Origin of the sequence: Mucilaginibacter oryzae, from assembly GCF_003148845.1 — a bacterium.
GTDB classification, from domain to species: Bacteria; Bacteroidota; Bacteroidia; order Sphingobacteriales; family Sphingobacteriaceae; genus Mucilaginibacter; species Mucilaginibacter oryzae.
This window is the reverse complement of record NZ_QGHA01000001.1, coordinates 1,169,262-1,183,971: the sequence shown is the minus strand read 5'-3', so window position 1 is coordinate 1,183,971 and position 14,710 is coordinate 1,169,262. Positions and strand designations below refer to the sequence as shown.

The following is a 14,710-nucleotide window of genomic DNA, read 5'->3' as shown; positions in this document are numbered from 1 at the left end:
TCCGAAATCCGAAATAAAAAATAAATCCGAAATCGCACATCCGAAATCCGAAATAAATCCCTACTTTTGCGCCGTGAATCCGGAAGTTCCTTACTTCATTATTTCTATCAGTTTTCACGGGGCTTTGAACCAGGCAATCCGATCATTTAACCCTTTCAATTTTTTTAAGCGATGAACTATTTCACCAAATTACCGGCTGTACTGCTGCTTGCTGATGGTACCGTTTTTTACGGCAAATCGGCAGGTAAAATGGGTACTACCACCGGCGAAATCTGTTTTAACACCGGCATGACCGGCTATCAGGAAATTTTTACCGATCCATCATACTTTGGGCAGATTATGGTAACCACCAACGCGCACATAGGTAATTATGGTATCAGAAACGAAGAGGTTGAATCGGGCCGGATCCAGATTGCCGGTTTGGTTTGCAAAAACTATAACATTGCCTACAGCCGCAAACAGGCTGATGAATCTATCCAGGATTATTTCCAGGAGCAAAACATCGTAGGTATCTCTGATATCGATACCCGCCAGCTGGTTCGCCACATCCGCGATAAAGGGGCTATGAACGCTATCATTTCATCAGAGATCCTTGACCTGGATGAATTAAAAGCCATGCTGGATAAAGTGCCATCAATGGACGGCCTCGAGCTTTCATCGCAGGTATCAACTACCGAAACTTATACTTTTGGTAACGAAACAGCGCCTTACCGCGTGGCGGTGCTTGACCTGGGGGTAAAGAAAAACATCCTGCGCAACTTCGATTCGCGCGAGGTGTATGCCAAAGTATTCCCGGCTAAAACCACTTATGCCGAAATGGAACAGGATTTTGCGCCTAACGGCTACTTTATATCCAACGGCCCCGGCGATCCTTCGGCCATGCCTTACGCTGTGGAGACTGTGAAAGAGATCCTTGCTGCTGATAAACCGATGTTCGGGATTTGCCTTGGTCACCAGTTACTGGCTTTGGCTAATGATATCCCAACCAAAAAAATGTTTAACGGTCACCGTGGCTTAAACCACCCGGTAAAAAATATTATTAAGGATCATTGCGAGGTTACGTCGCAAAATCACGGTTTTGGCGTAGTGCCTGAAGCCGTTCGCGCTTCCGAAAAAGTGGAGATCACCCACGTTAACCTAAACGATCAATCTATCGAAGGTATCCGTGTTAAAGGCAAAAAAGCGTTTTCGGTGCAATATCACCCGGAATCATCGCCTGGTCCGCACGATTCAAGGTACCTGTTTGATGATTTTATCAGTTTGATGAAATAAGATTAGAGTCCAGCTGTGCAGATGATAAATGTGCAGGTAATATAGGAAAAAGCCTTTCTGAACGGAAAGGCTTTTTTTATTTGAGCAAACCCTTTTAATTTAGCGAAAACCCGCCCCGCTTATGAAAAAATCTGTCAATCTGCTGCTTTCAGATGATGAAAAAGTAAAGCTGCGGGAGCGGAAGATCAAAATTTCTGAATTGATCCGTTTTGCTCCTGATGAAATTGCATCTATACTGAAAGCATCACCCCAACGGGCAAAAGAAATTAACGCGCTGATCGAGTTTCAAAGCATTCCTTCATTAGGCATTAACTTCGCTACCGAGCTGATAGGGCAGGGGTACTATTCGCTGAAGCAGCTGGCCGGTAAGGATGCGATAGATTTATTTGATGCTTTTGAAAAGCACGTTGGGGCCTGGGCCGATCCCTGTGTTGAGGATTCGTACAGGTTATTGGTCCATTATATTAAGCATGGAGAAACCGGTAAAAAGTGGTGGAATTTTACCGCCGAGCGAAAAGCTTACCGTGCGGAACATGGTTTCCCGGCCGACAGGCCTGCCAGGGCCTGGTATGAATTGCCGGAGTATAAAAAGTAGGTATAAGTAATTTGCCGCGGCTAAATTTATAACATCCTGGTCGCAGTTTAGGACGAAGTTCTGCTATCGCTAAACTTCGACCGGAATGTGTTGACTTTTAAGGGCTTGTGCGCGGGCCGCGTTAGGGATAGGAGCGTAAAGCCCGGAGCGTGTAAGGGCCTTGTGTTGCAGGAAGGCGAGGATTTGCAGCGTATAGCCCGGGCCGCAGGCAACGCCTACATTATTCTTTTTCAGCGGCTCCTGAGGTTCACAAAGGCCATATCCTATCAAACAAACATTGGCCGCTCATTTGCCGCGGAGGCTGTTACTTTTGTCTTGATACAAGTAACCAAAAAGTCAAGACAGAAAAAAGCTTCCCCCCGCAGGCCATACGCCCGGCCCGCTTTTCTGTCAGGCCACCGCTCATTTACAAAAAAATGCACATTTGATATACAATTACTTTACAAGTAACCAAACGATGTGCTATCCTTAAATGATAAATACATAATTTTAAGGAAACTGAATTTTGCCAATTATTTTTTACATATTGCATCGCTGATTGTTACCTGTCGCAAACCTGCAAAATATCAATCATTTAGTTAAAACCCAATTGTAACCAAATATGACTATCAGGAATTTTTACCTAATTATGGCCGGCTTGCTGTTAGCCGGATTTACTTCATGCAAGAAGAAAGACGTTTTGCCGGGCAATACCGGGAACGTTCCCGGAGATACGGTAGTGACTACCGGCAAGCCATTGCCGGCAGGAGCGAAGGATGGCGTAACGTTTATCAACTCAGGTAAATCGGTAATTTTTAACCTGTATGCGCCCGGTAAAAAATCAGTTTCCGTTATCGGCGATTTTAACGGATGGAATATTAACGATTCCAAAGGTGTAATGAATAATACCCCGGACGGCAAGCGCTGGTGGGTACAGATCGATAACATCGATCCGGCAACCGAATATGGCTACCAGTTTTACATCGATAAATCGTTAAAGGTAGCCGACCCTTATACCGAGAAAGTGCTCGACCCTGATAACGACTCTTACATTTCGGCAGATACCTATCCGGGACTAAAAGCATACCCTAACGGTAAAACCACCGGTAACGTAAGTGTGTTCCAGGCTAACCAGCCATCATACAGCTGGAAAACCGGCAGCTTTACCCGGCCGGATAAAAAGAACCTGGTAGTTTACGAGTTGCTGGTACGCGATTTTGTTGACGCCCACAATTATCAAACTTTAAAAGATACGCTGAAATACCTTTCAAACCTGGGTGTTAACGCCATTGAGCTGATGCCGATTAATGAGTTTGAAGGTAACCTTTCCTGGGGCTATAACCCTTCGTTTTACTTTGCGCCCGATAAATATTACGGCACCAAAAATGCCTTAAAAGCTTTTATCGACGAGTGCCACTCGCGCGGGATAGCCGTGATCCAGGATATGGTGCTTAACCATTCATTTGGCCAATCGCCAATGGTGCAAATGTACTTTAACAGTGCTGCCGGTAAGCCCTCGGCCGATAACCCCTGGTATAATGTGGACCCAACCCATCCTTATAACGTAGGGTACCAGTTTAACCATGAAAGCGCCGATACCAAATATTTTGTAAAAAACGTGCTCAAATTCTGGATGACAGAGTATAAGATCGATGGTTTCCGCTTTGACCTTTCCAAAGGTTTTACACAAGTTAACTACGGTACTGCCGATGCCAATGTAAATGCCTGGAGCCAGTACGATGCCAGCCGCGTTTCCATCTGGAAGGACTATAACAACTATATCAAGAGCATTGATAACAATAACTTTTACGTGATTTTGGAGCATTTTGCTGCCAATCAGGAAGAAAAGGAACTGGCAGGCGAAGGTATGATGCTTTGGAACAACCTGAACTATAACGCCAACGAGGCTACCATGGGCTGGTTAGGCAACTCTAACTTCCAGGGCTTGTTTTATGATCAGCATACCTTTACCCAGCCTTATAACCTGGTAAGCTATTTTGAAAGCCATGATGAGGAGCGCCTGCAGTTTAAAAATGAAAACTATGGAAACAGTTACAATGGCTATAATGTAAAAGACAGAAACACAGGCCTGGCCCGCGAAGAAATGGCAGCCGCTTTCCTGTTCTCGGTTCCGGGACCTAAAATGTTGTGGCAGTTTGGTGAGTTGGGTTATGATGTAAGCATCAACCAGGGCGGTCGCACCAGCAATAAGCCCATTTATTGGAATTACAATACCGACCCTAACCGCAGGCTGCTGTATAACGTTTATGCCAAAATGATTAAAATGAAGGAAAAGAACGCCGTATTCGCCGGCACCAATTACAGCTATGACCTTGGCGGCGCTATAAAAACCATACAGCTTAAAGATGCAAGCGCCAATGTAGAGGTGATAGGTAATTTTGATGTGGTAGCACAAACCGGAAGCATCGGCTTCCCATCAACCGGTACATGGTATGATAACATTAGCGGCAACAGTATTAATGTCACCTCAATTCCATTTTCAATAACATTAGCCCCCGGTGAATATCATGTTTACAGCAATGTGGCTTTGGCACAATAATTAATAAAACCTTAGTTATAAGGCCTCCCGGTACGTTTTGAGTAGGCTTGTTTATAGTTCATTTTTATTGTTGTTTACAGCGACAATAAAAATAAATTACATAAATGCCTTGTTTTTAAATAATTGTTAATTATTAACCGTACCTTTGATGTAATTAAATAAAAATATAATGCAAGGAACAGTAAAATTCTTCAATGAAACAAAAGGCTTCGGATTCATTACACCTTCAAATGGCGGTGCTGAAGTTTTTGTACACGTATCAGGTCTGATTGACACCGTTCGTGAAAACGACAGTGTTACTTACGACGTTGAGCAAGGCAAAAAAGGCCTTAACGCGGTGAATGTAAAAGTAGGTTAAACTATTAATTATATAAAAATCGTACAAGCATCTGTTCAGCAATGGGCAGATGCTTTTTTGTTTTTGGGATTACACCGATGATGGTTTGATTACACCGATTTTTCTTTAGACGATTTTGGTGATTCTTTTGATTTCATGTATTTATTTTTTTAGGCGACTTTGAGCAGTACGCCCCAACTTTCAAAAATGCGCGGTGGCCTGACAGAAAAGCGGGCCGGGCGTTTGGCCTGAGGGGGGGAAGCTTTTTTCTGTCTTGGGTTTTTGGTTACTTTTGGGCCAAGCCAAAAGTAACAGCCTCCGCGGCAAATGAGCGGCCAATGTTGGTTGTATTGACCCAAAGCCCGTTAACTAACGCGAATAACGAAAGCCTTTTACATTGCGATATTTGTATGGCGGTTATATTGTTCTAACAGCTTCCTTTTATCCAACAAAGCCTACCCGCTCAATCACCGCGGGTAGGCTTTGTTCTTTTCCTGATAAAAGAACAAAAACCGAGAGAAACGAGCTCATGGGTACCTGTTAAAAACAAATAAAATAACGAATAAATCAAGTCACCGGGGAGGCTTTGGCCCCCTCTAAATCTCCCCGGAAGGGGAGACTTTAAAGCCCTCCCTTCCGGGGAGGGTTGGGTGGGGCTTATACGGGCTGCTAAATTTTGCCCCACTGCGTTCGCTCGGAGGCCCTCGCTTCTGCAAAAAGTAGCCATGCCCCTTCTTGCACTCAGGGCCACCATTGTTCTGCCCGCTTTCGCCCGAAGCTTTCCTGCTGACGGTAACGGCTACGATTGAACAATCTACTGTGTTATAAATATCATAAAGAAGGTTAGGCACAAAAAAAACGCGAATGATCATCTCATCCGCGTTTTTGATATACTGGAATCAGGAGGATTGGCCTGAATTAGTTTAAGTAGGATTGTAACAGGTTTGATTTAGAGTTGTGACGTAAACGCATCAACGCTTTATCTTTTAGCTGGCGTACACGCTCGCGGGTAAGGTCGAATTTTTCGCCGATTTCCTCTAACGAGTGTGGGGCATTTCCGCCTAAACCGAAAAACAACATCAATACTTCACGGTCGCGTTCGGCAAGTATGCCTAATGAACGTTTAATTTCCTGTGATAAAGAATCGGCCATAACTTCGGTATCGGTTGCAGCATCGGTGCTGGCCAATACATCAAGTAAGGTGTTTTCTTCGCCCTGGATAAACGGTGCGTCCATCGAAATCTGACGGCCGGCATTGTTCATCGAATCGGCAATTTTATCAACCGAAATTTCAAGGTTATCAGCAAGCTCCTCAGGAGTTGGCTGACGCTCAAATTCCTGCTCCAGTTTTGAAGCTGCCTTATGAATTTTGCTTAATGAACCAATCTGGTTCAATGGCAAACGCACAATACGCGATTGCTCGGCAATAGCCGACAGGATGGATTGACGGATCCACCATACGGCGTATGATATAAATTTAAAGCCTTTGGTTTCGTCAAAACGTTTAGCCGCTTTTATTAAACCTAAGTTACCTTCGTTTATTAAGTCGCCAAGGGTTAAGCCCTGGTTTTGGTATTGCTTAGCAACCGATACCACAAAGCGCAGGTTTGTTTTGGTCAAACGTTCTAACGCTACCTGGTCGCCCTCGCGGATTTTTTGTGCCAGGATCACCTCTTCCTCAGCCGAGATCAAATCTACCTTGCCTATATCGTGCAGGTATTTTTCGAGCGAGGCTGATTCGCGGTTGGTGATGGATTGGGATATTTTTAGTTGTCTCATTTTTTTAAATACAGATTTTATTCAAGCTATACAAACTGTTCAAAAAGATATTTTGCCAGGTTAAACAACCGGGAAAAACAGATTACATTAAACTTTGCTTCCTTCTTTTTTCTTAACCCGGGATAGTATTAAAACGAGGGTTGAATCTGATATATTGCTGTAAGGAACGAGCGATTTAAAAGTTTTAAATAATGTGCTAACCAATTAAGTGTTTAATCAACATATTATCCTACATTGAACAGCACAAAGGTAAACATTTAATTGCTATTTTAGTGTCATTTAAACACAACGTTCAACGGTTGGCCTGAAGATATCATGAATTTATATATCTTTACCAGTTACTGCCATTTGTGCCGCTGCTGCTCTGCTGCTCCTTCCCGGCTTTTTTATCATTGTCATCCTCCTTCTTGTCACTATCACTCCCGTCGGTTTTTTTATGATTTTTGTTCCATTTAATTTTTATTTTGCCGTTATCGCCGTCGGTGGCTAAAATATGCAGTACTATGCCGCGCATCCGCTTCTTTTCACGTTCGGCATCATTAGTTATTTTACTGTCGTTCTTGGGGTTACGCAAAGGAATATCCAATGCTATGTTTGTACCGGAGGATAGCGAATAAACACCCTCCACGTCCATATTCAGTACGCTCGAATTGATTTTCATCGGGGCGATGTTGATCTTATCGCCGTTAATATCAAAGCGCGCTTTTAAATCACCAAAGGTGATGTTGTCCAGATCGCGAAATGGAAACGCGAATTTGCCCACGCTTTTTATCGGCGCGAATTTAATGAGCGCCCCTTCTGTAAAGTCAACCTGCGCGAAGCCCTTTATTGATTTTGGCACCAAATCCCCCGTGTTTTTTATCCCTCCTTTAATATCTGCCCTTGCCGAAAGAAAGCCCTGCAGGTTGTTACTTGTAAAGTCTTTCAATCCAAAATTGCTAAACGATGCGAAAAACGCGCTTGTGTTTACATGTTTAACGTTGGCGCTCACGGCAAAATTGTTCACGGGTCCCTGTAAAATTAACCCGCTTAAATTTAACGAGCCTCCGGCGCTTTTAAGGCTCACGTTACGTACCTTCATTGCGTTGTCGGCCAGTAAAATATCAGCCGTGGCATCGGTAGCCAAAAACTTCTTATAATACACTTTGGCCACACGCAGGTGTAGCTCGGCCTGCCCTTTATCAAAAGCAGTATTAAGCTGATGGGTAATTTGAGCGCCTGATACTTTTTTACCCCGGCCGCTGCTTTTGCCGCTTTCCCGTCCGCCGCGGCTGTTCAGGAAGCCGAGGAATTCGCCCAGATGAATTTCCGGACTGGTGATTTGCCATACAATCACGATCTTTTCCGGGTCGGTATAATAAAGGTTAAGGAAGTTGCTCACCTTGCCTTGCATATTAACTATACTGCTTCCATTTTGCAGGCGGATGTTATTGATATAAAGATCCTTATCCGTAAATTTTAAGGCTATGGAATTATTTTTGAATACCAGGTTACGGGGCAGGTAAGTTACATCGGCATTTTTAATATCCACGTTACCTGTTACATAAGGCTTGGTAAACTTAAAGTTTACAATGTCGGCCTTATAGGCCAGCTTTAAGTCCACAAGGCCTTTGGTAAACCTCAGGCTTTCCTCGCCTATAACCGGGTTAAGTTTCGTAACCGGGAACCGCGACCGGAAAATGCCGGTGGCAATAGGCGTATTGAGGTTGTTAATCAACGCGGTATCGATAGTAAAAGGGATATCCTTATAGGTGCCGTTGAAATGATACAGCTTAATAACCGAGTTTTCATCAGTTAAACCTTTGCCGTTGATGTAATTGTTACTGAATACACCGTTAAAACTGCAATTTTCAATAGTGCCACCCTGGGTGGTTAGGGTATTATCTTTTACCCGGGCGGTAACATAAATAGAAGGGTCGCCGCCGCCGCCAAATGAGCCTTTTAAATCGCAGGTAACATCAATGGGCTTTTTCAGGTCGAACATTTTTAAGCTTTTGGTGATGTTTGCAGCCAATAAGTTGGCTGCGCTCGTCCATAAAATATCATTAACCTTCAGGTTAATGGTAAAGGGCGTTTGGGGCGATTGGAGGTTGAACTGCGCGGCAACATTAAAGTCGTCATCGCCGATGCTCAGTTTGTTGGGCGCCATATGGATCACCTGCGAATTGTAATCGTAGCTCACATCAAAGTGCCCCTTAAGCAGCTTGTTTTTCATAAAGCTGCCTTTTTGGGTGTTAAAGGAAAAGCTGTTTACCATGGTATTCAGGTCGATATCAGCATTCCAGCCCTTGTTGGGGTATTCCATCCGGCCGGATAAATTATTGATGGCAAACTTGAACAATTTATAAGCATGCCGGTCATCAACCACAAAGTTCACCTGGTTCAGGCTAAAGTTTTTTATTTGGGTTGACGAGCTGGTTTGCTTTTCCTTAGGGTCTTTTTCAACCTTGGGTTTAGCTTTAAATACGGATGTATTGCTGTAGCCGGTGCTATCGGTAAAAAGGTTGATATCGGCATTGCCAACATCAATTTTATTGATCACTACTTCGCCTTTTACCAGGGCTACAGCATTCACCGATACCTCAAAATCTTTGGCGCTAAGCAGGGTATGGCGGTGTTCGGCCCAACGGCTATCCTTCAGGGTCACATCTTTCAGTTCAACAGAAACACCGGGGAAACCTTTGAACAGTGTAGGATCGATGGAGCCGATTGTAAGCGTGCCGTTTAGGTTTTTGTTCAATTCGGCAGTAATCATAGTTAAAACCTTCTGCTTGTTATAATTAATATAAACAGCAAGCGCTATAAACAATATGATGATGATCCCGGTAAGCGCGGCTGCAACTTTCAGGACGACTTTTAACCATTTGGGCATTTTAACTATTTTACTGTTAAAGTGTTGTGCAGGTACAATTGTTTGTTTTGTAACATATAATTAACACTCGATAAAGGAATATACACAATAAAAATGCCACAGCGCTACAATATTTTTGGCTGATGATCGGCTACATGATTAACATATGGAAACAAGCAACAAAATAAGGGCTATTATAACGGGTGCTACAGGCATGGTAGGCGAGGGCGTATTATACCAATGCCTGTTAAGCGATAAGGTAGAAGCCGTGCTGATCATTAACCGCAAACCCGGCGGCTTTACCCATCCCAAGCTAAAAGAAATTATTCATGCTGACTTTTTTAACCTTAGGCCAATCGAAGACCAACTGACCGGTTACAATGCCTGCTTCTTTTGCGCGGGCGTATCGTCAGTAGGCATGAGCGAAGAGGCCTATTATAAAGTAACTTATTTGCTCACCCTGCATGTAGCCGAGATATTGAGCCGCATAAACCCCGATATGACCTTTTGTTATGTATCCGGGGCAGGTACAGATAATAGTGAAAAAGGCCGCGTTATGTGGGCGCGCGTAAAAGGCAAAACCGAGAACGATTTAATGAAGCTGCCTTTTAAACAAGTGTTCAACTTTCGCCCCGGATTTATGAAGAGCTTTAAGGGCGCTAAAAACACCCTGTCGTTTTACAAGTATATTGGCTGGATGTACCCGTTGGGCAGGCTCATTTATCCCAAAGGTTTCGTTACGTTGGAGGAAGTTGGCAAAGCCATGATCAACACCGTAAACCGTGGCGCAGGCAGGTGGATATTGGACGGGAACGATATTGTGGCGATGGCGAGGGAGTAGTTAGGGTAGTAGTTGTTAATCCAAAAAATTCCCGCACTTGATGGATAATGATTAGTTTTACCAATTATCCATGGAAGCGATAATTGTACCCGAAGCTGTTAAAGATAAACCGCAAATTAAAGCCGGTGAAATCTCTTTCGTGTATTATCAAGAGCGGGGTAATATATTTAGAAACCAGGTGATTTTTAATCGGTGCGCCATCAGCTTTGTGCTTAACGGGCAAAAGGAAATTTACCGACATGCCGATTGCACCATTATCCGGCCGGGGCAGGGAATGGTGATTCCGCAGGGGAATACGCTTATTGCCGAACACGTGGTTCACGGAACTTCGGCGGATGAGTTGTACAGCAGTTTTATTGTTTTTTTTCCGGAGAGCCTCGTGGCTGATTTCTTTGTTAAACACGCTATTAATGCAAAAAATACGGTAGCGGATACGCCGCCTTACATCCTTTTTGCAAACACCGTTTATGTAAACGAATATCTGAAGGGAGTTAGGGCATTGGTTGATGATGGGCACAACTTATCGTATGCCTTAGCATTGCATAAACTGGAGGAGTTGCTGCTGATCATTTATGAGCTTTATCCAACATTATTAACAGCATTGTTTGATCCGGGTAAAGCGGATGCGGATTTATCCTTGCAAAAGCTGATAGAAAATAACCTTTTCAACAACCTCACGTTGGATGAACTGGCTTTCCTTTCCAACCGAAGCCTATCGTCCTTCAAACGTGATTTTGAGCGGACGTACGGCTTGTCGCCGCAAAAATATATCCGCGACAGAAAACTCGAGGCTGCTTGTGCCGAATTAAAAAAGGGCCGCAAAGCCAGTGAACTTTATCATACCTACGGATACGGGAACCTCTCTAATTTTAACACCGCTTTCAAGAAGCGCTTCGGTGTAACCCCCGCAACTTACGGGCAGCAGATTGCTGTTTGAGCCGTACGCACTACTATTTGAACGGTTTGCAATAACAGTGCAAATGGCAGCAAAGCCAATTTTGTAGCAATTAAATACTGTTATCATGAAAATAATCTTCTCTTTGTTTATCGGCCTCTTTGTGGCCGGTACCGCGTGCTCACAAACCTTTACATTAAAAAGCGCCGATTTGGGTGGGCAGTTCAGTAATGAATTTGTTGCCGGTAATTTTGGCTGTAATGGAGCCAACAAATCACCGCAATTAAGCTGGGTTAATGCGCCCGAAGGTACCCAAAGTTTTGCCATCACCATGTACGATGCCGATGCCCCAACCGGAAGCGGGTTTTGGCATTGGGTTGTTGTGGATATCCCGGCAAACGTTCATGAATTGAAACAAGGAGCAGGTGATTTTAAAAGCAACATTGCCCCGCAAGGCAGTCTGCAAAGTATCAATGATGTTGGTGTACCGGGTTACCAGGGGCCCTGCCCCGGCGCTGGTGAAGGCGACCATCGTTACCTGATCACCGTGTACGCTTTAAAAACGGCTCATTTAGGCACAACGCAAGCCTCAACCGCTGCGCTTACGGGGTATATGTTAGGAAAGCAATTGTTGGCAAAAGCATCGTTAATGGTTTATTATAAAAGGTAGTTGGCAGGCAAGGGGGGTGAACCATCTGATTGTAAAGCCGGGTTTCACCCCCCTGTTGTTAGTGGCTAAAAAGCTTGCGCCATTATCATGAGTGATCAATGCGATCTTTTAATGATTATGTTGATTTTATCCGGGGGAACATCCCTGTTTTTTTGATTTTGCCTGAACCGGAATTAGCATGATTAAGGGATTTGGAGAGTATTAAATTTTTGTATTCATTTTACATTCTGGTAATTTCTTAATTCCATAAATTCGAGTTCAGACAAAATCAAATTGCTTCTCTCGTTTCAATCAAGCCCCAACCGTACCGTTTAAATTGTTAAATTAACAATAATTAATCTGCTCTTGTTTTTTTATTTCTTTTGCCGTTTAACGCCTGTTTCGCTGTGTAATAACTTTTTTACCTCAATATCTTCCTAAGCCAACTTTTTCTTCCATTTTCCCTCAATAAAATTAAAATAAAATTTCTCTTTTTCAATAATTAAGTGTTATTTCGACAATAATTATAAATCTTTATATGAGTAATACCCAGTTAGTGATCGGTGTGGATTACGGTTCAGATTCCGTGCGCTCAGTGATCGTGAATGCCGCCAACGGCGAAGAAATTGCATCATCCGTATTTAATTATCCCCGCTGGCGCGATGGTAAATATTGCGTACCGTCCGAAAACCAGTTCCGTCAGCACCCGCAGGATTATATCGACGGGTTAAAAGCTACCATTAAAGATTGTATAGCGCAGGCCGGCGGCGAGGCTATCGCTAAAAATATAAAAGGCATCTCGGTTGATACTACCGGCTCAACCCCAGTAGCGGTCGACGCTACCGGTACCCCGCTTGCCTTAACCCCCGGTTTTGAAACTAACCCCAACGCCATGTTTGTGCTTTGGAAAGATCATACCTCGGTTAAAGAAGCGGCGCAGATCAATGAGCATGCTGCAAAATTTGATATCAATTATTTGAAATACGTAGGCGGTATTTACTCGTCGGAATGGTTTTGGGCCAAGCTGCTGCATGTGTTAAGGGTTGATGGCCAGGTGCGCGACGCGGCTGCCTCATGGGTGGAGCATTGCGATTGGATCCCCTTCCTGTTAACCGGCGGTACGGATGTTAAGGACATTAAACGCGGTCGTTGCTCGGCCGGGCATAAAGCCCTTTGGGCCGAGGAGTTTGACGGCCTGCCCCCCGAAGAATTTTTTGTTTCCCTCGACCCGCTTCTGGCCGGTTTCAGGGATAAACTATATCATGATACATACACTGCCGATGAAGCAGCCGGCAACCTCAGCGCGGAGTGGGCGGAGATATTGGGACTCTCAACCGATGTGATTGTAGGTACCGGCGCTTTTGACGCGCACATGGGCGCGGTTGGCGGCCAGATTGAGCCTTATCACCTAAGTAAGGTAATGGGCACTTCAACCTGCGATATCCTGGTGGCGCCAACTGCCGAAATGGAAGGCAAACTGGTGCGCGGTATTTGCGGACAGGTTAATGGTTCGGTGATTCCGGGGATGGCGGGTTTAGAGGCGGGCCAGTCGGCTTTTGGCGATACTTATGCCTGGTTTAAAAATATCCTGGCCTGGCCGTTAAACAACCTGCTGTCGCAATCGCAGGTAATTGATGCCGCAACCGCGGAGGCATTGAAAGAAGAAATTTCAGAAATGATCATACCGGAATTAAGCAGGCAAGCTGCTTTGTTGCCGATAGATGAGGATAATGAACTGGCAATCGACTGGTTTAATGGCCGCCGTACACCGGATGCCAACCAGGAATTGAAAGGCGCTATCACCGGCTTAGGACTGGGCAGCGATGCGCCAAGGGTTTTCCGTGCGCTGGCCGAAGCTACCTGCTTCGGCGCAAAAAGTATTGTCGACAGGTTTATCAGCGAAGGGATCCCGGTTAAAGGTATCATAGGTATTGGCGGTGTAGCTAAAAAATCGCCTTTTGTAATGCAGATGATGGCCGATGTGTTGGATATGCCAATCCGCATCCACCAGTTTAAGCATACCTGCGCTTTGGGCGCGGCCATGTTCGCGGCGGTTGTTGCAGGCATTTATCCAACTATCGAGGAAGCCATGACAGCCATGGGGCGCGGCTTTGATGTGGTTTATGAACCCAACATCGCCCTGAAAGAAGTTTACCAGCAACGCTATAACCAATACAGTACACTGGGCAGGTTTATAGCCCATGAAGTTGCCCTGAAAAATAATCCCGAACTGCAAAACGCCTAAAACTGCAATGAGTAAATATGATCATATCAGGCTAAGCGCCTATAATGCCAACATGCAGCTGCCCAAACTGGGCCTGGTGTTGTTTACCTTTGGCAACGTAAGTGCGGCCGACAGGGAACTGGGCGTGTTCGCCATTAAACCAAGCGGCGTGCCTTATGAAGACCTGTCGCCCGAAAAAATGGTAATTGTTGATTTTGATGGCAATACCATCGAAGGCGGTCTCCGCCCGTCAAGCGATACCAAAACCCACGCGGTGCTTTATAAGCATTGGGAAGACATTAGCGGTATTGTGCATACGCATTCCACCTACGCTACGGCCTGGGCGCAATCACAGCGTAGCATCCCTATTTTTGGTACTACACATGCCGACCACTTAACGGTTGATATCCCCTGCGCCCCGCCTATGAGCGATGAAATGATTAAAGGAAATTACGAGTATGAAACCGGTTTCCAGATCATGGATTATTTTAAGGAGCAGGGCCTTGACTATAAAGAGGTAGAGATGGTATTGGTGGGAAATCACGCCCCTTTTACCTGGGGTAAAACCGCCGAAAAAGCGGTTTACAACAGTGCCGTATTGGAAACAGTTGCCCAAATGGCATTGCTTACTGAGCAAATAAATAATAATGCCCCACGCTTAAAAGATGCCCTGATCAAAAAGCACTACGAGCGTAAACACGGACCTGATTCCTATTACGGACAATAAG

At 44.6% G+C, this 14,710-nt stretch carries 11 protein-coding genes; 9 read left to right on the top strand and 2 right to left on the bottom strand.

Translation table 11 applies throughout. The annotated features are described in order from the left end of the window. Positions 1 to 171: 171 nt before the first annotated feature. The 4 genes from carA (at position 172) to LX99_RS05135 (ending at position 4,764) form a co-directional block, all read left to right on the top strand. Positions 172 to 1,272, top strand: coding sequence for a glutamine-hydrolyzing carbamoyl-phosphate synthase small subunit (carA, locus tag LX99_RS05155; RefSeq protein WP_109606859.1), 1,101 nt, complete (start codon positions 172 to 174; stop codon positions 1,270 to 1,272). A gap of 121 nt (positions 1,273 to 1,393) precedes the next feature. Further along, entirely contained in the window at positions 1,394 to 1,867 is a 474-nt protein-coding gene (locus tag LX99_RS05150) for a helix-hairpin-helix domain-containing protein (RefSeq protein WP_109606858.1), read from the top strand. 601 nt (positions 1,868 to 2,468) lie between these two features. Next, positions 2,469 to 4,406 carry an alpha-amylase family glycosyl hydrolase gene (locus tag LX99_RS05140; RefSeq protein WP_245927843.1) on the top strand — a complete coding sequence of 646 codons (1,938 nt, stop codon included), beginning with the start codon at positions 2,469 to 2,471 and terminating at the stop codon, positions 4,404 to 4,406. Positions 4,407 to 4,572: 166 nt separating this feature from the next. Further along, positions 4,573 to 4,764 carry a cold-shock protein gene (locus tag LX99_RS05135; RefSeq protein ID WP_031266454.1) on the top strand — a complete coding sequence of 64 codons (192 nt, stop codon included), beginning with the start codon at positions 4,573 to 4,575 and terminating at the stop codon, positions 4,762 to 4,764. An 897-nt stretch (positions 4,765 to 5,661) separates the two neighbouring features. Here the strand turns inward: LX99_RS05135 and LX99_RS05130 are convergent. Continuing rightward, on the bottom strand, positions 5,662 to 6,522 hold the full coding sequence (locus tag LX99_RS05130; RefSeq protein ID WP_109606855.1) for a sigma-70 family RNA polymerase sigma factor: 861 nt from the start codon (positions 6,520 to 6,522) through the stop codon (positions 5,662 to 5,664). A gap of 331 nt (positions 6,523 to 6,853) precedes the next feature. Continuing rightward, positions 6,854 to 9,394, bottom strand: a complete 2,541-nt coding sequence (locus LX99_RS05125; protein WP_109606854.1) for an AsmA-like C-terminal region-containing protein — start codon at positions 9,392 to 9,394, stop codon at positions 6,854 to 6,856. 145 nt (positions 9,395 to 9,539) lie between these two features. On the opposite strand from LX99_RS05125, the gene LX99_RS05120 reads away from it, so the two are divergent. From LX99_RS05120 to LX99_RS05100, 5 genes are all read left to right on the top strand, one after another. Continuing rightward, positions 9,540 to 10,214 carry an NAD-dependent epimerase/dehydratase family protein gene (locus LX99_RS05120; RefSeq protein ID WP_109606853.1) on the top strand — a complete coding sequence of 225 codons (675 nt, stop codon included), beginning with the start codon at positions 9,540 to 9,542 and terminating at the stop codon, positions 10,212 to 10,214. Between the two features lie 70 nt (positions 10,215 to 10,284). After that, the gene (locus tag LX99_RS05115; protein ID WP_109606852.1) at positions 10,285 to 11,151 is read left to right on the top strand and encodes a helix-turn-helix domain-containing protein; all 867 of its coding nucleotides are present in this window, start codon (positions 10,285 to 10,287) and stop codon (positions 11,149 to 11,151) included. Between the two features lie 85 nt (positions 11,152 to 11,236). Beyond that, positions 11,237 to 11,779 carry a YbhB/YbcL family Raf kinase inhibitor-like protein gene (locus LX99_RS05110; protein ID WP_109606851.1) on the top strand — a complete coding sequence of 181 codons (543 nt, stop codon included), beginning with the start codon at positions 11,237 to 11,239 and terminating at the stop codon, positions 11,777 to 11,779. A gap of 517 nt (positions 11,780 to 12,296) precedes the next feature. After that, the gene (locus LX99_RS05105; protein WP_109606850.1) at positions 12,297 to 14,003 is read left to right on the top strand and encodes a ribulokinase; all 1,707 of its coding nucleotides are present in this window, start codon (positions 12,297 to 12,299) and stop codon (positions 14,001 to 14,003) included. 7 nt (positions 14,004 to 14,010) lie between these two features. Further along, complete coding sequence (locus LX99_RS05100; protein ID WP_109606849.1) at positions 14,011 to 14,709, top strand: L-ribulose-5-phosphate 4-epimerase; 699 nt, start codon at positions 14,011 to 14,013, stop codon at positions 14,707 to 14,709. Position 14,710 lies beyond the last annotated feature (1 nt).